This is a genomic window from Rhizobium sp. Leaf453, assembly GCF_001425605.1.
Lineage (GTDB): Bacteria > Pseudomonadota > Alphaproteobacteria > Rhizobiales > Rhizobiaceae > Pararhizobium.
On record NZ_LMRG01000026.1, the window covers coordinates 212,223 to 232,535 of the forward strand.

General features: G+C 59.9%; 18 protein-coding genes. 2 read left to right on the forward strand and 16 right to left on the reverse strand.

The annotated features are described in order from the left end of the window. Positions 1-90 precede the first annotated feature (90 nt). The 13 genes from ASG68_RS22495 to ASG68_RS22555 all read right to left on the reverse strand — a co-directional run bounded on the left by ASG68_RS22495 (position 91) and on the right by ASG68_RS22555 (position 14,517). Positions 91-822 carry a class I SAM-dependent methyltransferase gene (locus ASG68_RS22495; RefSeq protein ID WP_062585675.1) on the reverse strand — a complete coding sequence of 244 codons (732 nt, stop codon included), beginning with the start codon at positions 820-822 and terminating at the stop codon, positions 91-93. Between the two features lie 5 nt (positions 823-827). Next, positions 828-1,481: a protein-L-isoaspartate(D-aspartate) O-methyltransferase gene (locus tag ASG68_RS22500; RefSeq protein WP_062585673.1), complete on the reverse strand. Its 654-nt coding sequence runs from the start codon at positions 1,479-1,481 to the stop codon at positions 828-830. Further along, complete coding sequence (gene surE, locus ASG68_RS22505) at positions 1,478-2,248, reverse strand: 5'/3'-nucleotidase SurE (protein ID WP_062585671.1); 771 nt, start codon at positions 2,246-2,248, stop codon at positions 1,478-1,480. The genes ASG68_RS22500 and surE overlap by 4 nt, the downstream gene beginning before the upstream one ends. Positions 2,249-2,273: 25 nt before the next feature. Continuing rightward, positions 2,274-3,557 carry a serine--tRNA ligase gene (gene serS / locus ASG68_RS22510; RefSeq protein ID WP_062585669.1) on the reverse strand — a complete coding sequence of 428 codons (1,284 nt, stop codon included), beginning with the start codon at positions 3,555-3,557 and terminating at the stop codon, positions 2,274-2,276. Positions 3,558-3,627: 70 nt separating this feature from the next. Further along, positions 3,628-4,446, reverse strand: coding sequence for a twin-arginine translocase subunit TatC (gene tatC, locus ASG68_RS22515; RefSeq protein WP_062585666.1), 819 nt, complete (start codon positions 4,444-4,446; stop codon positions 3,628-3,630). Then, positions 4,443-5,099, reverse strand: coding sequence for a Sec-independent protein translocase protein TatB (gene tatB, locus ASG68_RS22520; RefSeq protein WP_062585664.1), 657 nt, complete (start codon positions 5,097-5,099; stop codon positions 4,443-4,445). Before tatB ends, tatC begins: the two co-directional genes overlap by 4 nt. 74 nt (positions 5,100-5,173) lie before the next feature. After that, a complete protein-coding gene (locus tag ASG68_RS22525; protein ID WP_062585662.1) occupies positions 5,174-5,380 on the reverse strand; it encodes a twin-arginine translocase TatA/TatE family subunit in 207 nt (68 codons plus the stop codon). Between the two features lie 251 nt (positions 5,381-5,631). Continuing rightward, entirely contained in the window at positions 5,632-6,282 is a 651-nt protein-coding gene (gene scpB / locus ASG68_RS22530) for an SMC-Scp complex subunit ScpB (RefSeq protein ID WP_244484317.1), read from the reverse strand. A 76-nt stretch (positions 6,283-6,358) separates the two neighbouring features. Continuing rightward, positions 6,359-7,177 (reverse strand): segregation and condensation protein A, encoded by an 819-nt coding sequence (locus ASG68_RS22535; RefSeq protein ID WP_062585861.1) that lies wholly within the window; start codon positions 7,175-7,177, stop codon positions 6,359-6,361. Positions 7,178-7,257: 80 nt separating this feature from the next. Further along, positions 7,258-8,274 (reverse strand): beta-N-acetylhexosaminidase, encoded by a 1,017-nt coding sequence (nagZ, locus tag ASG68_RS22540; protein ID WP_062585859.1) that lies wholly within the window; start codon positions 8,272-8,274, stop codon positions 7,258-7,260. 149 nt (positions 8,275-8,423) lie between these two features. Further along, positions 8,424-11,369, reverse strand: coding sequence for an SPOR domain-containing protein (locus ASG68_RS22545; RefSeq protein WP_062602163.1), 2,946 nt, complete (start codon positions 11,367-11,369; stop codon positions 8,424-8,426). A gap of 63 nt (positions 11,370-11,432) precedes the next feature. Further along, entirely contained in the window at positions 11,433-13,193 is a 1,761-nt protein-coding gene (gene argS / locus ASG68_RS22550) for an arginine--tRNA ligase (protein ID WP_062585857.1), read from the reverse strand. Between the two features lie 106 nt (positions 13,194-13,299). After that, complete coding sequence (locus ASG68_RS22555) at positions 13,300-14,517, reverse strand: deoxyguanosinetriphosphate triphosphohydrolase (protein ID WP_062585657.1); 1,218 nt, start codon at positions 14,515-14,517, stop codon at positions 13,300-13,302. Between the two features lie 209 nt (positions 14,518-14,726). Between ASG68_RS22555 and erpA the strand changes: the two genes are divergently transcribed. Beyond that, a complete protein-coding gene (gene erpA / locus ASG68_RS22560; RefSeq protein WP_062585655.1) occupies positions 14,727-15,059 on the forward strand; it encodes an iron-sulfur cluster insertion protein ErpA in 333 nt (110 codons plus the stop codon). Positions 15,060-15,081: 22 nt separating this feature from the next. On the opposite strand, the gene ASG68_RS22565 is transcribed toward erpA, so the two are convergent. Next, on the reverse strand, positions 15,082-16,539 hold the full coding sequence (locus ASG68_RS22565) for a phospholipase D-like domain-containing protein (protein WP_062585654.1): 1,458 nt from the start codon (positions 16,537-16,539) through the stop codon (positions 15,082-15,084). A gap of 144 nt (positions 16,540-16,683) precedes the next feature. Between ASG68_RS22565 and xth the strand changes: the two genes are divergently transcribed. Beyond that, positions 16,684-17,472 (forward strand): exodeoxyribonuclease III, encoded by a 789-nt coding sequence (gene xth / locus ASG68_RS22570; RefSeq protein ID WP_062585653.1) that lies wholly within the window; start codon positions 16,684-16,686, stop codon positions 17,470-17,472. 15 nt (positions 17,473-17,487) lie between these two features. Here the strand turns inward: xth and exoR are convergent, their stop codons facing one another. Together exoR and ASG68_RS22580 are read right to left on the reverse strand one after the other, a co-directional pair. Continuing rightward, on the reverse strand, positions 17,488-18,285 hold the full coding sequence (gene exoR, locus ASG68_RS22575) for an exopolysaccharide production regulator ExoR (RefSeq protein ID WP_062585651.1): 798 nt from the start codon (positions 18,283-18,285) through the stop codon (positions 17,488-17,490). A 590-nt stretch (positions 18,286-18,875) separates the two neighbouring features. After that, on the reverse strand, positions 18,876-20,117 hold the full coding sequence (locus ASG68_RS22580; protein WP_062585649.1) for an OmpP1/FadL family transporter: 1,242 nt from the start codon (positions 20,115-20,117) through the stop codon (positions 18,876-18,878). Positions 20,118-20,313: the final 196 nt, after the last annotated feature.

The following is a 20,313-nucleotide window of genomic DNA, read 5'->3' on the forward strand; positions in this document are numbered from 1 at the left end:
TTAACGTTCTGATTTTGCAATAATAAATTGTGATGCCGCGATCAAACCAATCAATCTCATGCCTCTGCAGCAGAGCCATATCGGGTGGAATCAGCTGGCAATGACGATGATTTCCGGGCTTTCATCGCAAAATGGTGCCCCATCCCAGTTTCCCTGCCACTCCATGTCCGTGAATCCAGCAAGCCGCATCAGCGCGTCGATTTCAGCCCGGTTGCGGAAGGCGAGACGGCTTTCACTCGTCTCTATCCGACCATCTGCAGTCAGATGAGTATGGGTCCGAAAGGTCACTTGCCCGTCGCTGACATCAGTGACGTCATGCCAGGTTTCGACGAGGCCGAAATCCGGATGCTCGACCGTCCGGCGGGAGCGGTCCGGCTCCCAGTTCTCCCACGCACGCGCAGGCGGATTGCGGCTTTCGAACACCAGACGGCCACCCGGCGCGAGGGATTTCTTCACGGCAGACAGAACGGCCACTGTCTCGATATCATCGAGAAAAACCTGAAATACATGGCCGGTCATAAGGGCCAGATCGAAACGGCTGTCGGGCGGCAAGGCCGTGATATCGCCGAGGATCCAGGAGACCTGATCGGCTCCTTCGCGACGACAGGCGATATCGAGCATGGCTTGCGCCGGATCGAGCCCTGTCACCGCATGCCCCTGCGATGCCAGCCGGACAGTCAGCAGTCCCGTGCCGCAGCCGAGATCGAGGATACGGCTCGGTTCTCGGGCAAGGGCGCAGTAGAAGTCGGTATCCGCGCCCGCAGGATTGAGGCTGTCATAGAGAGCAGCAAGAACGCGATCGGTGTAGATTGTGTCGGGCATCCGGCCTACAGGAAAGACGCCAGCTGCGGCTGGATCGGCAGGTAGGGCGCGTCGAACAGATCCTCGCGATCGAAACGGCTGCCGGTGCGGGTCAGCCGAACGATCCGACATTCCGTCTCGCTCATCATGATCGGCACGATAAGCACCCCGCCCGAAACGAGATGATCGGAGAAGACGCGCGGCAGGCTCGGAAAGGCAGAAGTGATCAGGATGCGATCAAAGGTACCCTCGCCCGCCGGTCCGATACTGCCGTCCGCCTGGCGAACGATGACGTTGCGGATACCCGCCTTTTCCAGGTTTTTCTGCGCGGTCGTGACGAGCGTCCTGTAACGGTCGATCGTCAGAACACGCTCTGCCATGCGCCCCATGACGCCAGCGGTGAAACCACTGCCCGTCCCAACTTCGAGAATGCGCTGCCCCGGCTTGATATTCAAGCTGTGCAGCAATCGGACAGCGAAATCGACCCCTTCCATAAACGCACCGCATTCCAGCGGCAGCAATCGGGAAGAGTAAGCGCTGTCCTGATATTGCGGTGGCGTGAAGATGGCACGCGGCGTCTGCTCCACCGCGTTGAGCAGTTCCTTGCTGGAAATCCCCTCGCCCCTCAGCCGCAGCATGAGAGCGGCAAATCCTTCCTGCTCGACGACCCTCGGGCTCAATCGGCCTCTCCGTCCAGCAGCGCGCGTGCCACCCGATCCTGAACGGCATAATCGGTCAGGTCCAGCTTCAGCGGCGTCACGGAAATCTTGTGTTCACGGATCGCGTGAATATCGGTTCCTGCCCGGAAATCGCCGAAACGCTCTCCGAAGCGCAGCCAGAAATAGGGATGGCCGCGCCCGTCTGCGCGTTCATCGATCGTCAGGCCGAAATCCAGTTTCCCCTGCGCGGTCACTTCCGTGCCCTGGACTGTATTAGCTGCACAGTTCGGGAAATTCAGGTTGAGGAACGTGCCATCCGGCAAATCGAGGAACATGAGCTTGCGCAACAGTGCTGGCGCATGCGACTCGACGACATCCCACGGCACCGGCGCACCGCTCACATGGCTGTAGGCCTGGCTGAGCGCGAAGGAACGGACGCCCTGCAGCGTGCCTTCGATCGCACCGGCGATCGTTCCCGAATAGGTGACGTCATCGGCCATGTTAGCGCCGACATTGACTCCGGACAAAACGAGGTCCGGCTTGAAATCCAGCACCTTGCGGATCGCCATGATGACGCAGTCCGTCGGCGTGCCGCGCAATGCGAAACGCTTCTCGGAGACCTGCCGCAGACGCAGCGGTTCTGAAAGCGTCAGCGAATGCGCCAAGCCGCTCTGGTCGGTTTCGGGCGCGACCACCCAGACATCATCCGATATGGTGCGCGCAATCCGTTCGAGAACGGAAAGGCCCTCGGCATGAATGCCATCGTCGTTTGTCAGCAGAATCCGCATGTCTTCCCCTGCCGCAGGACGCGGCTTAGCTGGCCCGTTCGATCTTGGTCCGGCCGCCCATATAGGGCAACAATACGTCCGGGATGGTTACCGATCCGTCTTCATTCAAGTAGTTTTCGATGACGGCGATCAGCGCGCGGCCGACGGCCGTACCGGACCCGTTCAGGGTGTGAACGAACTTCAGGGTCTTGTCGTCCTTGACGCGGTAACGCGCATTCATCCGCCGCGCCTGGAAATCGCCGCAGACCGAGCAGGACGAGATTTCGCGATACGCGTCCTGCCCCGGCAACCAGACTTCGAGATCGTAGGTCTTGCGGGCGCCAAAGCCCATGTCGCCGGTGCAGAGCGTCATGACGCGGTAATGCAGGCCGAGACGCTTGAGCACTTCCTCGGCACAGGCCGTCATGCGCTCGTGCTCGTCGATCGAGCTTTCCGCATCGGTGATCGAAACGAGTTCGACCTTGTTGAACTGGTGCTGGCGCAGCATGCCGCGCGTGTCGCGACCGGCAGAGCCCGCTTCCGAGCGGAAGCACGGCGTCAGCGCGGTCAAGCGCAACGGCAAGGCTTCCGCATCGAGGATTTGCTCGCGGACCATATTGGTCAACGGAACTTCCGCCGTCGGGATCAACCAACGGCCGTCGGTGGTCTTGAACAGGTCTTCCGAAAATTTCGGTAGTTGTCCGGTGCCGTACATCGCATCGTCGCGCGTCATCAACGGCGGCTGGACCTCAAGATAACCGTGCTCGCCGGTGTGCAGGTCGAGCATGAACTGGCCGAGCGCACGCTCAAGCCGGGCCAATTGTCCCTTGACGATGGTAAAGCGCGAACCGGCGATCTTCGCGGCGCCTTCGAAATCCAGCCAGCCGAGCTCCTCGCCGATTTCGAAATGCTCCTTCGGCTTGTGGTTCCAGCCCGGCTTCTGGCCATGGCTGTGCTTGACCACATTGCCATGCTCGTCGCTGCCAACGGGGACGTCGTCGAGCGGAATATTCGGAATGGTCGATAGCGCGTCAGCAAGGGCGGCGTCCGTCTGGCGGCTTTCCTCTTCCAGCGCCGGCATCGTCGTCTTGAGCTCGGCCACTTCGGCCTTCAGCGTCTCGGCAAGGTCGCTGTTCTTCTGCGCCATCGCCGCGCCGATTTCCTTGGACGCTGCGTTTCGGCGCGACTGCATGTCCTGCAACGACTGGACAAGAGAACGACGCTTCTCATCAAGCGAAATCAGTGCCGCCGAGAGGGGCTCGGCGCCGCGCTTTGCAAGCGCCGCGTCCAGGGCTTCGGCATTGTCCCTAATCCATTTGATATCAAGCATGGTCGTTCAGGTCCTGATCGGTCGTATCGAAAATCGGAGCCCGGACACACCGCACTGACGCGGGATCGCGTCAGCTGGCGTTTTCCTCCGCCTCGGCAACCGCGCGTGTCGCCGCATCGCGTTCCCGTTGCCGCTCGATGAGTCGGGCCGTGTAGATGGAAACCTCGTAGAGAAGGATGGCCGGCAGGGCAAGACCGATCTGGGAAACCGGATCCGGCGGGGTGAGGATCGCGGCTGCGATGAACGCAATGACGATCGCGTATTTGCGCTTTTCTTTCAGCCCCTGCGAGGTCACGAAGCCGACACGGGCCAGCAGTGTCGTGATCACCGGCAGCTGGAACACCAGTCCGAAGGCAAAGATCAGCGACATGATCAGGCTCAGATATTCCGAAACCTTCGGCAGAAGCTGGATCGACACCTGCCCCTCGCCACCATCCTGCTGCATGGCCAGGAAGAACCACATCACCATCGGTGTGAAGAAGAAATAGACGAGGCAGCCGCCCATGATGAACAGGATCGGCGACGCGATCAGGAACGGCAGAAAGGCGGCGCGCTCGTTCTTGTAAAGACCGGGTGCCACGAACTTGTAGACCTGCGAGGCGATGACCGGAAAGGCGATGACCAACGCACTGAACATCGCAACCTTCACCTGCGTGAAGAAGAATTCCTGCGGCGCGGTATAGATCAGCTCGACGGATTTATGATTGAGCCCTGCCCATTCGACCGCCCATTTGAACGGTTGAACGAGAACGTTGAAGATGCCCTTGGCGAAATAGAAGCAGACGACGAAAGCGACGAAGAATGCACCGACCGCCCACATCAAGCGCGCGCGCAACTCGATCAGATGCGCCATCAACGGCTGGGGCTTGTCCTCGATATCGCTGCTCATGCGTCACCCTTTTTCCTGGTCGCCTTGGCGGCAGCCTTGCGGGTCTCGGGCTTTGTGCTGTCGGAGACCGTATTCTTCGATTTTTTCGCCGGCGCCTTGGAAACAACGGCTTTCACCGGGGCCACGATCGCAGCGTCGGAGACAGTCACTTTCGGCTTGGAAGCGCGCTTGGCTTTCGGCTTTTCGACCTCGGCAGCGCGATCCAGTTGCTTTGCAGCCGACGCGATCGCAGCAGCAGCGACAGGACTCGGCTTTGATTGCTCCTGTGCCACAACAGGTTCGGCAGCGGGTTCGACCGGAGCCACCGCGACAGGTTCAGCCGGCTTCTGATCGACGGGCTTCTGTTCGACGGCCGTCGCTTTCTGCAGGTCGGCCTTGATCTCGTTGCCCATCTGGCGAAGCGGGTTCATCGCCTCGCGGATGCTGTGCGCTGGATTGAGCTTTTGCGCATCGGCAAGCGTCTTGCGCACATCGTCGAGGTCGGCTTCCTTGAGCGCCTCGTCAAACTGCTGGCGAAACTCGCTCGCCATGCCGCGCATCTTCGTCATCATCTTGCCAAACGTCCGCAACATCGGCGGCAGGTCCTTCGGACCCACCACGATGATCAGGACGATGGCAATCACGACGATCTCGGTCCAGCCGACATCAAGCATTCTCAGAACTCCACGAAACCGGATGGCGCCAGGCCCCGCCCACTAGCGGGCGGGAGCTGTTACCCAATGCATGATCAGCGGACTTCGTCGGATTTGTGTTCGACCGTCTTGCCGTCCAGCCCCTTGTCAGCGGCCGCTGTGTCGTCGTCGGTCATGCCCTTCTTGAAGCTCTTGATGCCCTTGGCAACATCACCCATCAGTTCCGGGATCTTGCCACGGCCGAACAGCAGCAGAACCACGACCAGAACGATCAGCCAGTGCCAGATACTAAAGGAACCCATATCCTTACTCCCTTGAAGTCTTGAACCCCGATTTAAGATGTTCAATCATCTTTTTCAAACGGCAATCTACTCCGCTCGTTAACGGAAAGCCGCACGTCGCGCAATCCTTGCACGGAGTGTTGCGCGGAGATACCGTCAACAGTATGATTTTTCGGACTTTCCAGCCAAATTTCGTGCGATGTCACGCAAGCGTGACGAATGGGCGCAGTCGCTGGTCTCTCCTGCCGGACGAAAATCGCGGGAGTTGAATATTACTCCTCGTCACCACCGGTCGGGGCGAGCAGGCCCAATTCCTCCAGATCGAGCTGGGTGATCGGATCCTCGTCATCGCCCAGGCCATCGTCCCCGAGCGGCACCGGGATCTGGAAATTCGACGGGATACGCCCAGACAGCAACCCTGCGCCTTTCAGTTCCTCAAGACCCGGCAGGTCTCGCAGTTCCTCAAGGCCGAAGTGATCGAGGAAGTCGCGTGTCGTGCCGAACGTGACCGGACGGCCGGGTGTTCGGCGGCGGCCGCGAAACCGGATCCAGCCGGCCTCCATCAGTACGTCGAGCGTGCCCTTCGATGTCTGGACGCCGCGAATGTCCTCGATCTCGGCGCGCGTCACCGGCTGGTGATAGGCAATGATCGCCAAGACTTCGAGCGCGGCGCGCGACAGCTTGCGCACCTCGTTTTCATCGGTCTGGACGACGAAGGAGAGATCGGCCGCGGTACGGAACGCCCAATGGTCAGCCACCTGAACAAGGTTGACACCCCGCTCCGCATAGATGGCCTTGAGCCTGGCCATGATGCGTGGAACGTCACTCCCGCGTGGTAGACGGGACGCGATATAACCTTCTGACACCGGCTGGGCGGAGGCGAAGACAAGCGCTTCGGCGATGCGCTCGGCTTCCAGTTCCATTCGCGGATCGATCGCGGCACGCGTCTCGTCCGCCTCGCCCTCCGGCTCGATGACGCCTGGCAGGTGCTCCTGCGGATCAGTCACGCCCCGCCTCCATATCCGCAAGCGCCTGCGGGGTAATCGGGTTCGGCCCTTGGCGAAGGTAGATCGGTGAAAATGCGCCATCCTGGCGGATCTCCAGACGGCCTTCGCGCACCATTTCGAGCGAGGCGGCAAATGAGCTGGCAATTGCCGTCGCCCGCTCCTTCGGGCTGGTCATGTAACGCAGGAGGAAATGATCGAGCGCCGTCCATTCGACCATGTCTCCGATCAAGCGCGCCAATACGAGCCGCGCATCGGCGAGCGACCAGACCTGCCGCTTTTCGATCGTCACCTGCATCACCGCCTCGCGCTGGCGCAGCGACGCATAGGCATGCAGAAGATCGTAGAGGGAGGCATCGAAGGCTGATTTCTTCTCGACCGGAATATGTTCCGGCGCGCCGCGCGCAAACACGTCGCGACCGAGCCGGTTGCGGTTGATGAGACGGGTCGCGGCCTCCCGCATCGCTTCCAGCCGTTTCAGGCGGAACGCGAGCGCCGACGCCATTTCCTCGCCGGACGGGCCTTCATCCTTGGCCTGCTGCGGAATAAGCAACCGAGACTTCAGGAAGGCGAGCCAAGCGGCCATCACCAGATAGTCGGCGGCAAGCTCGAGCCGAATGCTGCGTGCGCGCTCGATGAAGGCGATATATTGCTCGGCAAGCGCCAGCACGGAAATGCGCGCCAGATCGACGCGCTGGTTGCGGGCGAGATGCAGGAGAAGGTCGAGCGGCCCTTCGAAGCCGGCGATGTCAACGACGAGTTCTTCCTCGTGCAAGCCGCGATCGGCGGGATCGTCTTGCCACAACGGGTCCATCGGCGCACGGGCCGCCGATTTTTTTTGTGTATCGACGGCGTTGTTCACGATTGTCTCGCCCTTGGAACCAGCTCGCACCTTCAAGAAATGGCGAACATGCCGTTGAACTCTTCCCTGAGTGCGGTTTCGTCCGCACCATCCGGCTTTGCGAACCCGGCCTCGACCGCCTTGATGCGGCGCAGCGTATCACCGGCCAGAACCGGCACGACACGCGCCACCTGCAGCATTTCATCCATGATGCCATGGCAATGCAACACCAGATCGAGCCCGGCGGCAACAATACCGCGCGCACGCTGCTCGATATCACCCGCCAGCGCGTTCATCGAGACATCGTCCGACATCAGCAGGCCATCGAAACCGATATGCTCGCGGATGACTTCGCGAACGACCTTGGGTGACGTCGTTGCCGGATTTTCCGGATCGATCGCCGTAAAGACGATATGCGCGGACATCGCCATCAGTTCGTCCTTCATCGCAACGAACGGCAGAAAGTCGCTTTTCGCTAGTTCGTCGAAGGCCACATCGACAACCGGTAGCTTGTGATGGGAATCGACGAAGGCTCGGCCGTGACCCGGCATGTGCTTCATCACCGGCAGCATGCCGCCGGCCTTGAGACCCGCGGAAGCAGCAGCGCCGATCTCTGCGACCGCCTTGGGATCGTATCCGTAAGCACGGTTGCCGATGACGTCACTGCTGCCCCCGATCGGCACGTCAAGCACCGGTAGGCAATCCACCGTGATGCCGAAGCGCATGAGATCGAACGCATGCAGGCGCGACATCAGCCATGCGGCGCGCAGGCCCTGCTCCTGGTCACGGCGATAGATTTCGCCGATGGCGGCGCCATTCGGATATTGCTGGACAATCGGCGGCTTGATGCGCTGCACGCGCCCGCCTTCCTGATCGATCAGCACGGGCGCGTCGGGATTGCCGATGCTGTCGCGCAATGACGCCACGAGATCGGAAATCTGGTTGGGTTCGCCGACATTGCGGCCGAAGAGGATAAAACCCCAAGGGCGTTCCGCGGCAAAGAATGCCTTTTCCTCGGCGGTGATGGTCGGGCCCTTGCAGCCCGAAATGAATGCTTTTGATTCGCTCATGCCGGATATGATAACCGCAGCCATCGGCGGGGCGAATGCTGTTTCTGGACGTGAGGCCATCATTCACAGCTATTGCGGCCGGAAATCGTCTTCACAACGAAAAAGGCGCGACTTTTGCCGCGCCTTCGTCTGTCCATTTGTCCGGGCAATTACTTCGTTACAAGGCAGCTGCCTCCAGCGCTCTTGTACTGGGCGCAGAGCGCGTTGGCCGCCTCGCGGCTGCCAGCGGGAATGCGCACGCGGTAATAGGTGCCCTTGCCGGCGATTTCGGCGCGCTTGATGTCGACGCCTTTGCCACCGATGACACTGCCGAACTTGCCGGAGAGCGTCTTGTAAGACTTCTGGGCCTCGGCTTCGGACGGCAGCGATGCGATCTGGATCACATAACTTCCGGGCGCGATCGAGGCGGTCTCGATCGGCTTTTCATCCGCCGCAGGCTGCGTCTTGTTGATATCCGATGCGAAGGTATCGACGACCTTTGTCGGCTCCTCGACAGGCTTGGCTTGCTGAACCGGTTCGGCATCCGCGACAGCCGTCGTCTTCACCGGGCGAACGGGTGCAGTTTCCTCGACGGTTGCATCGGCGGCTTCAGCCAGGGCGCTCTTTTCCTGAGCAACCGGCTTTGCTTCCGGCAAGGCCTTCGCCGTTTCTGTCTGTGGCGTGATGACCGAGGTCTTCACCGTCTTGACCTGTGGGTCGCCCTGATTGGCAGCAACCTGCGTTTCCGGCTGTGCAACCGTTTCTTCGCGGGCAACGAGCGTGCCGTCAGGCTTGACGATCATCGTGCGCACCTTGCGCGGTGAAACGGCAGGTGTTGCGTCCGACTGTGCGTTGTCGGCCTGCTGATCATCAGGCAGAAGCCTGTCGGCTGCGCCCTCATCATCGATCGGCGTCAAACCGGCTATTTCATCGGAGCGGCCCTCAAGTGGAAGGGTTTCCGGCGTCAGGGTGCGCTGGACGACATCGATCGGCTCTTCGGTCGAGGAGACGAGTGCATCCTGCTGCGGTGCTGTGTCCTGTGCCCCGGCAACGCGGTCATAGACGGCCTTGTCCTGGTTGGGAACGGTCTTGCCACCCTTCTCGGCCGGCACGATCTTGACCGGCGACTTGTCGGCCAAAATGATCTTCGGATCGCCGCTGGAAAGACCCGGAGCGTTACCGCCCATGAATGCGTAGACGCCAACGCCACCGAAGATCGCCAGGCCGGCAACGGCGGCCGCCAGCAATGTCAGGCGGCGCTTCAACGGGCTACGCTGTTCATCGTATCCGTCGTTATCAGCGGCATAGCCGGAACCGACGGCGAGGCGATCCGAAGACGGATCCGTGGGTTGGCGCTGGCTGAGCGACAGGCGGAAGTCCTCCTCCATTGCCTTTTCGAACTCGTCGAAATCTTCCTCGACACGAGCGCCATTGCCGGCAGGCTGGGCAACAGCCGACTGCTGCGGGATACCGAAACCCTGGTCATCGCGAGCGTTTTGAGCCGAGTTGCGGGCGCCGCGCGACGGCGTGCCGAAAAGCTGCGCCATTTCCGCATCGATATCGAGATCATAATCTGGCTGCTGAACGACCGGGCGCTCCTGCTCGACGACAGGGAGCTGCGGCACATGCAGTTCTGCCATGGCCGTCAGGCTTTCTTCAGCCTCGGAGATCAGCGACGGATCGAACGGCAGAACGCCCTCCGGCTCCTGGCTGATCGCCTCCTCAAACTCGGGTGTATCGACAAACGGGGCTTGTTCCCGGGCGACGGGGACTACAGGCTCGGCAACCGGTACGACCGGAGCAGCACCAACGGTTTCCACGGGCGCAAAGGCTGTTTCCTGCGCTGCGATCTCGAACTCAGCCGGATCGATATCCAGATCGATACCGGCAAGATCGAGCTCGAATGTGTCAAGATCGAAATCAGGCTCGTTTTCGACCGCAGGCTTCAAAGCTTCCGCAGCCTCGACGACCACCGGTTCGACCGGTGTTTCGGCCGGCTGGTAGGCCGTCTCGGTCACAACAGCCAAAGGAGCAACAGCGACTGCCGCGGGCAGCGGCGTTGCAAACGCCTTCTGGGACGATGCGCCACCATTGGAGGCAACAGGCGTCGCGCGGCTGAAGGTCGGCGTGAAGGGATAGTTGATCTTGCGGGCGGGTTCCTGTGCCAGCGGAACCTTTACGGCAGCCTTAGGCGGGACAGGAAATCGTTCGATATCGGCCAGCAGGGCATCGATACCATGCGAGTCCGACGGAGAGATAACGACATCGCCGCCAGGGGCAGGCTGTGCAACGGGCAGTTCCGCCTGCGGAGCCTCGTTCACAGGGGCAACATCGACAGGAGCCGGCTCTTCGACGACGATTGCCTGCGACAGTTCTTCGGCGACAGCCGGTCCGAAATCCAGTTCCGGCTCGAAACGCTGCGGCTGCGCGGCGGAGACAATGGCTTCCGGCGCTTCGACCGGAGCCTCGTCATAACCGATGGACAACTCGAGCTCGCGTTCGAGATCGACCCCATCGAATATCAAATCGTCCTGTGGCTCGGCCGGCCAGTCGGCGGCAGGTTCCGCCGAGATAAACTCCGGCGAATGAGCAACCGGTTCAGCCGCCACATGTTCGGCAGCATGGATTTCCGGAGCATCAACCGGCACGAAAACCGGCTCCGGCTGAACATCGACTACTGGCGCGACTGCCTGCACCTGGGGGGCCGACACGAATGCCTCATCGGCATACTCGCCCCAAACGGGCTCGACGGTGTCGTCGAGCGCAAATTCGGGCTCGGCAGCCGGCGGCACGGAAACGACCGGCTCGGCTACACGCGGCAATTCGACGATCTGAGAGGTCGGCTGGGCGACAGCAGGCTCGACGACCGGCGCGTCATAGACATCGAACTCACGCATGAGTTCGCTTTCCAAATCAAGCATCGGCTCGACGTGTGCCGGCACCTCAAGCTCCGGCTCGCGGCTCACCAGTTCACGGTGTCTGGCCAACTCCTGAAGCTGCTGGACCGCAGGCCGATTGTCGTAGCCGACGATGCGCGCGAGTTCGGCCAACGGATCATCATCCGCCAGGATGTCGAATTCCGCAGTCTCGCCACGTACCAATTGTTTCTCTGCCATACGCTCCACTCACAACTTACTAGCCAGTCACTGCCAGTTCATTGTGGGGAAATGTTGACAATACTATCGCATCTCATCCGGCGCTGCGGTGCCTGTAATGGACAGGCCCGATTTCAGTACCGAGGCGACAGCATGCACAAGTCCTAACCTGGCGATGGTCAATTCTCTATTTTTATCGTTAACAAAACGTAATTCAGGAGCATCTTTACCTTTATTCCAGTGCGCATGGAAGGCGCTGGCAAGATCATAGAGGTAAAACGCGATCCTGTGAGGCTCCTGGGACTGTGCCGCAGCCTCCACGATGCGCGGATATTCTGCGAGCTTGGCGATCAGCTGCAACTCATTCGAATCAACGATGTTCCCGGCGATCGCACCAGCCAGATCGATCGTTTCGAAGTCCACGCCCGGAAAGGCTTCCCTCGCCTGACGGAACACAGACATGCAGCGCGCATGGGCGTATTGCACATAGAAGACCGGATTGTCCTTCGACTGTTCTGTCACCTTAGCGAAATCGAAGTCGAGCGGCTCGGAATTCTTCCGATAGATCATCATGAACCGGACGGAATCACGACCGACCTCCTCGACTACGTCACGCAGGGTGACGAAATCGCCGGAGCGCTTGGACATCTTCACCGGTTCGCCATCGCGGTAAAGCTTGACGAGTTGGCAGAGCAGCACCGTCAGCTTCGACGCACCACCGGACACCGCGCGCGCAACGGCCTCCAGGCGCTTGACGTAACCGCCGTGATCAGCGCCGAGCACATAGATCATCTCGTTGAAGCCGCGATCGAACTTGTCCTTGAAGTAGGCAACATCAGCGGCAAAGTAAGTATACGACCCGTCCGACTTGATCAGCGGTCGGTCGATATCGTCCCCCACCTCGGTCGAGCGGAACAGCGTCTGCTCGCGATCCTCCCAGTCCTCCGGCAACTGCCCCTTCGGCGGCGGCAAAGCCCCCTTGTAGACGTGGCCCTTGAAAGTCAGGTCGTTGATGGCGTTGCGAATCCGCCCGGCACCATCTGCATGCAATGTGCGTTCGGAGAAGAACACGTCATGATGAACGTTGAGGGCTGCCAGATCCTCGCGGATCATTACCATCATCGCGTCAATGGTGCGGTCCTTGACGAGCGGCATCCACTTGTCTTCCGGCATGATCCGCAGGCTGGTGCCGAATTCGTCCGCCAAGGCCTTGCCGACCGGAACGAGATAGTCGCCAGGATAAAGTCCGGACGGGATTTCACCGATCTTTTCGCCCAGCGCCTCGCGATACCGTAGGAAGGCGGAACGAGCCAGCGTATCGATCTGCGAGCCCGCATCGTTGATGTAGTATTCCTTGGTCACCTCGTAACCGGCAAAACCCAGAAGATTGGCCAGCGTGTCGCCGACCACGGCGCCACGGCAATGGCCGACATGCATCGGGCCGGTCGGGTTGGCCGAGACATATTCGACATTCACTTTGCGGCCCGCGCCGACGGCGCTCTTGCCGTAATTGATGCCGTCGCCCACCATTACCGCCAGCAGCTTCTGCCAATATGCGACCGAGAGCTTGACGTTGATGAAGCCGGGACCGGCCACCGAGACAGCAGCCACTTCCGGTTCCTGCTGCAACTTTTCGACGATCTGCTCTGCCAAAGCGCGAGGATTGGTGCCGAGCGGTTTTGCCAATACCATGGCGGCATTGGTCGCAACGTCACCATGGCTTGCATCACGCGGTGATTCCACGCTGATTCTGCCGAATTCCACGGAGGATCGGTTTTCACGCACGATATCAAGTGTTTCGAGGACGTTTTTAATTCTTGATTCGAAGTCTGTGAAAATGTTCATTGCATCCATCCGGCCTGCTCGGCCCGAATAGGCGCGAGACCGCGTTAATTTCCCGAGATCGAGGCAGCCCGAAATAGCTCGAATTGCCCCTCAACCGGCGCGGTGACTACCGCAAATCAGGGGTATGGTCAAACAATCGCCTGTGCACGGCGATCGCATAGGTATCGGTCATCCCGGCCAAATAGTCGCCGACATGGCGGGCCTTTGCGGGTTCTGCCATCCCGGCAATCTGGTCGATCCAGTAGTGCTTCTGCATCTCGCGCGGATCGGCCATGAAGGCCTTGTAGAGATCGGTGACGATCAGCGCCGCATTGGCGCGCACGCGCATCACTTCCGGATGGCGATAGATGCGCGTCATCAGCATCTTCTTGATCTGCTGGTCGGTTTCGAACATCGCTGCCGAAAAGCCTGCCATCACCCTGCCTGCGGCCCGCACGTCGGCGGCACTCTGCGGATTGACTTCACGCAGGTTCCTCTGGGCGACGGTGATGACATCCTCGACCATGGCCGTGATCTGGCGGCGCATGATTTCATGGGTGAAGCGATTGGCCTCCAGTCCCGGATAGCGATCACGGACCTCGCGCATCAGCCCGGCCAGGAACGGAATGTCCTCCAGCATCTCGAATTTGAGGTAGCCGGAGCGCAGACCGTCGTCGATGTCATGCGTGTTGTAGGCGATATCGTCCGCGATCGCCGCCACCTGCGCTTCGAGGCTGGCAAAACTCGACAATTCCAGATCGTGCAACTCGCAATAGTCGAGAATGGGCTGCGGAACCGGACCACGAGTCCCCTCGCCGTTCGGCGCCACCAATGGCCCGTTGTGCTTGACCAGACCTTCCAGGCTCTCCCAGGTCAGGTTGAGCCCATCGAACTCGGCATAGCGGCGTTCCAGCTTGGTGACGATGCGTAGCGACTGGGCATTGTGATCGAATCCGCCATAGGGTTTCAGCATCTCGTGCAGCGCGTCTTCGCCGGTATGGCCGAAAGGTGTGTGGCCGAAATCGTGGACCAGCGCCACGCCCTCTGCGAGATCCTCGTCAAGTCGCATGGCTCGGGCCAGCGCGCGGGCGATCTGCGCCACTTCGATCGTGTGGGTCAGGCGCGTGCGGTAATGGTCCCCGTCGGCGGCGATGAAGACCTGGGTCTTGTGCTTCAGCCGACGAAAGGCGGTGGTGTGGACAATGCGGTCGCGGTCGCGCTGGAAATCGGAGCGTGTCGGACTGCTGGTTTCCGGATAAAGCCGTCCCCGGCTCGCCCACGGATCAGAGGCGAAAATCGCGCGTTCACCGGAACCGAAACCAAGCGCATGTCTGTCCAATGTCATTTCCCACTTTGCATCCCATTGACGCGGTCTTAAAGCCTTCATACCTATAGTGTGCGTTGCAGGAAAGCACCGAGTGGAAATCGCTCGTATCCTTGAACAAAAACAAGGATTTGCCGCGCAACTGACCGGGCTCCCGTACAAGCGACGAGACGCGCCGGACGATGGAAACAGCGAATCTCTCCGGATCTTGACCCCGGCAGGAGGTAAACATGACGACAGAAACTGTAACTCTCTCCGACTCGGCAGCAAAACGCATCGCCGTGATCCTCAAATCCGACGCCGAGAAAAAGGCCATGCGCGTCTCCGTCGAAGGCGGCGGATGTTCGGGCTTCTCCTACAAGTTCGATCTGGTGGACGATGCTGACGACGATGACCTGGTCCTTGAAAAAGGCGAAGCGAAGGTGCTGATCGACAGCATGTCGCTGGTCTACATGAGCGGTTCGGAAATCGACTTTGTCGACAACCTGCTCGGCCAGTCCTTCCAGATCAAAAACCCGAACGCAGTCGCAAGCTGTGGTTGCGGCACCAGTTTCTCGATCTGATCATCAGCCGGTCGTCCATCCGTTAAAGATACGGCGACCCCAGCCAGAAGACCTTGTTGAGCAGGCGCGTGGCAAACGGTTTGGCACGCAGGTCCGGCAGCGTGACCGGTTGCGCCTCGCTCAGAACGGACTGGATCCGGTGCCCGAGGCTTCCGGCAAAGCTGGTATCGAGCACTTCCAGATCAATCTCGAAATTCAGCCGCAGCGAACGCGGATCAAGGTTTGATGAGCCGACATAGGCCCAGCGGTCGTCGACCGTCATCAGCTTCGAATGGTTGAACGCGCCGGTCGAGCGCCAGATCCGGCAGCCGCCTTTCAATATCTGATCGAACTGGGCGGTCATCGCCCGGTCCACGAGGACAAGATTGTTTACGGCCGGCACGACGACATCGACCTCGACGCCCCGCAGCGCCGCCGTCACAAGCGCGCTGATCAGTTCCCTGTCCGGCAGGAAATAGGGCGACATGATCCTGATGTTCTGCCGCGCGATCGAGAAGGCGCCCATCATCATCTTGTGATTGGATTCGTTGGCCCGGTCCGGGCCAGACGGGACGGCGCGCATCAGCATGGCCGCATCCGCCTGCGGCGCGGGTGAAATCAGCCAGGCATCCCCCTCCAACACCTCGCGGCTTGCAAACTGCCAGTCTTCCGAAGCAACTTGGAAGAGGTCGGCGACGACAGGGCCGGACACGCGAAAATGCGTATCGCGCGCCTGCGCCTCGCCGGCAAACTCCTGGGTGAAGCCGGAGCGGATGTTCATGCCGCCGGTGAAGGCTACAGAACCATCGACGACTAGAATCTTCCGGTGTGTGCGAAGATTTGCATAGGGCAACCGAAGCCCCATGATAATGTTGCCATTGAACACCTTGACCGTCACGCCACCCGCCTGCAAATGGCCGACAATGCTCGGAACGGAATATCGAGCACCAACGGCATCGATCAGCACACGAACCTCGACACCGCGTTTCACTGCCGATATCAACGCATCGGCGAACCGCAGGCCGATTTCGTCACGGTCGAAGATATAGGTCTCCAGCAGGATGGAGCGGCTGGCGCCATCGATCTGCTGCAGCATCGCCGCATAGGCTGCGTCGCCCCCCTCCAGCAGGGTAATCTGGTTGCCAGTACACATGCGATGACGGCTGACACGGTCCCCAAGCAATTTCATCGCGCCGAACCGCGGCTCGAAGCGGTCGGCAATGGAAGCGATCGTGACATCGTATTTGGCCATGGCGTCAGGCCCACGCCCGCGAAACAACGAGCGCTGCTGCTCGATCGACGAACGGCGAATCCGGTTGATTCCGGCGATGGCGTAGAGAAGCGCGCCGAGCACCGGAGAAAGCACGATGATGCCGACCCAACCCAGCGCGGAACGAACCTCCTGCTTGGTCATCGTGGCATGGATGGCGGCGGGCACACCGAGAATGACGGAAAGGACCGCCAGGATATGCGGCCAATAGGTCGTCAACAGATCAATCATGCCGCGACTATAACGGGACGCTCTCAGGAAGCAATTCAGCGCGGGATCATCGTTCGCTTTGCACAGCTTCCGGTTTGTCAAAGAAATCGCGCGGCGCTACAACAGCACAAAAGCTGCCGCCATATCTCGAAGGATTGCCCCGCCATGAACATCGTCACCTGGAACATCAACGGCGTCAGGGCTCGGATAGAGGTTTTGACGGCATGGCTGAAGGAATCACAGCCGGATATCGTCTGCCTGCAGGAGATCAAGACGGTCGATGAAGGCTTCCCGCGTGGCGAGATCGAAGCACTCGGCTATCATGTCGAGACGCATGGCCAGAAAGGCTTCAACGGCGTCGCCATCCTGTCGAAGATCAAGCCGGACGAGATCAATCGCGGGCTGCCGGGCGATGATACGGACGAACAGTCGCGGTTCATGGAAGGCGTGTTCTCCGTTGACGGCGGTGTCATCCGCGTCTGCTCGATCTACCTGCCGAACGGCAACCCGGTCGAGACGGAGAAATTTCCCTACAAGCTCTCCTGGATGGACCGCCTCAACGCCTTCGCAGCCAGCCGGCTTGCGCTGGAGGAGCCCCTTATCCTCGCCGGCGATTACAACGTGATCCCGGAGCCGCATGATTGCTGGGACGTCAAGGTCTGGCAGAATGATGCACTCTATCAGCCGCGCTCACGCCAATCCTTCCGCCAACTGGAAAACCTCGGTTTCACCGATGCCGTTCGCTCAACGACCGACACGACGCCACTTTACACATTCTGGGATTATCAGGCCGGATGCTGGCCCAAGAATTTCGGCATTCGCATCGATCACCTGATGCTGTCGCCGGAGGCTGCCGATCGCCTCGTCTCGACCGATGTCGAGAAACATGTCCGTGCTTGGGAAAAGCCATCCGATCATGTGCCGGTGGCGGCAAAGTTCAGCTTTGCGGCATAAGGCGCAGACAGACGATCAATCGCTGTCGAGGTGGATGTTCTGGGACATGGCGACAGCCGCCCGGCGATCCTCTTCGGTGGCCAGCGAGAAGGCCTGCTCCTGCAAAGATTGCAGCCAAGGCTTGTCCTTGGGCGTACACTGGTCGAGTGCCGCCGTCATGTAGGCCAGTCCGCGGGCCGTCTGACCTTCCTGGAAGATGACATTGCCGAATACGCCCATGGCGCCGGCATGGCCGTTCTTGCGGGCACGATTGAGCCACTTCTTCGCCTGCTGGACATTGATGCTGCCGCCGTCGCCGGAGAGCAGCATCTTGGCGAGCTGAAACTGTGCTTCGGCCACACCGAATGTCGAGGCTGCCTGGAAATAAAGCTGGCGGGCCTGGCTCATGTCGCGTTTGACCGGGCTGTCTGGAATGCCGCGGCGATAGTAGCCGGCCAGCGAGATCAGCGCATTAACGAAATATCCGGTGTCTTCCGAACCCGGCTCGACACCCTTCTCGGCGATTTCGCTGTAAATCTTGAAAGCTTCGAGATCGTTCTCGGCAACACCATCGCCGTAGGCATACATGTTGGCCAGCGCCCAGCGCGAACCCGTGTGGCCCTTTTCGGCGGCGTAACGATAGGCTTCGACGGCCTCATCCTTGCGCCCGTTCTTGTAGGCGGAAAAGCCGAACTTGAAGAGCGCGAACGGTCCGGATTCCTTCGTGACGCCGGCGTCCGGATCGAACGCATGGGCCGTACGTGGCTGCGCGGAAAGCGCGAGCGCAAAACTCAATACAAGAAACGTCAACGACCGGTAACCGCGTATCAGCATGATAGTCTATATCTTCCGTTCAACCCCAAGAGCCGGTCGGTGCCATTGCCAATGGAAACTCTGCCTTGCGCATTCCTCATGCCGACAGTTCCCCGACCGTAGTCAGCTTTTTCGGCAAGAGTGCGGCCCGCCCCGGGCCACCCAATCCAATCCGCACCGAAACGACCCGCCGAACAGCTCGAGAGCTATTCCGAAGCCGCGTAACGTCACGGTAAACATGGATTTTTTCGAAAACGCGATTACTCATCTCACTCCAAACACCGCATGCTCAAAACTTATCTGCAGGTTTGTCAAGCGCATCGGTGCTCCTAGTTTGTGGCGGGAAATAGACACAATTCCCCACCACCCCGCAGTTCGAAACTATAGAAAGAATGTGTTGCTGAATCGTCACAAAACGTGACATCGCAAAAGCAAAAATAGGGTGGGGAGATACTGGGAATTTCGAGATCGCCTCGCAACGATATCGTCACAAGATCTGCGCAGATGCGTAAGCCGTGACTCACGTTGGGTTTGCGAGCATACTGCCATCCGTGAAAGCACAAAAAAGGCCCGATGCGAACACCGGGCCTTTTCTTGAATGCTTGGATCGATCAGAACTTGACCTTCAGCGACGTGGAAATGGCGCTGACGATGTCGGTATCGAAATCGTAGGTGACGTTGGTACCGACGGGCGTGCCGTTGTAGGTCTGCGGTCCGGAACTGCCGCTCGTCAGCACGCCGATCGCACCCGCAAGCCGAAGCTCGACATTTTCCGTCGGGAGATAGGATACACCCGTGCCCAACGTCCACGTGTCCGTCTGGTTGCCGTAACCATGGCTTGTGCCACGATCCCAGGTCAGGCTGACCGCCCCGCTCCACTGATCGTTGAACTTGTGGCCAACGCCGCCTGAGACTGTCCAACCGTCGCGATAAAGCAGGTCAAGGCTGGTCGGCGGGCGAACCGGGCTGGGCTCGTTGGCTGTGACGTTGACGATCTGCAACTGGCTCCAGTCGGTCCATTTGACCGAACCAAATACCAGCCAGCCGGGAGCAACGCCCGTCTGCACCTTCAATTCCAGGGAATCGGGCATCGAAGCGAAGCTGGAGACATCGTAACGCGAGCCGATGATCGGTCCGCCCGGACCAACACCGAGAATGACACGGCTGAGATCGATGCTACCCTCAAGATTGTCGAGATCGACCTTGCTGTTGTAGACGAGGCTTGCACGGAGGGCATATTCAGGAATTTCGTAGGCGACACCGGCACGCCAGCCCCAGCCGCTGCCCTCAAGGTCCATCCGGCCGACACCCGTGATCCCGAGCGCGGGAACCGCAGGCGACACGAGCCGCTCCTTGAAGCCACCGACTTCCTGGTAAAAGCCGCCACCGATCACGCGGAACTGGCCCTTGCCCACGTCCCACTTGTAGGAGCAGGTCGCGGCGTAATTGTCGCTTTCGATCTTGGTTTCGATATTGTCGTTGGCGCCCGCCCAGTTGGCGCCCGGATTCGTATGCGCGCCCCAAGGCTGCGAATAGTCGGCCATGCAGTCGACGCTGTCGCCAAGGCCTGCCTTCACGCCGACACGCGGAACCCAATAACCCTCTGTGTCACCAATACCGCTGTTCGGAAGCCCGTTCAAATCGCCGTTGGCTGGATTGATATCCGTGACATTGTTGAGTTCGCGCTGCGGATTGACGTAAGTCGCTGCGGCTTCGGCCGCGTATGTGGACGGTTCGAACAGCAGATCGATGTTGTAACCGCCACGTTCCAGACCGCCTGCATGTGCCACGCTCGTGGTCAATGCAACGGTCAGTGCCGCCATCATGGCAGTCTTTGTCTTCTTGTGAACCATCCGTTCCTCCCCTGAACACAGTCGGTCGCCGACGATGAAATCGGCCACTGAATAAAAGGTATCGGTGGGACGGTTAAGAACGCAAATACCTAGATTTGGGGATGGCGCCTCTCAGATCACGGAAAATTTACGTAAGAAAATGAAGAAATGGAGAAATCCGCCAAATTTCGGTCATTAATTTCAATCACCGATCAAA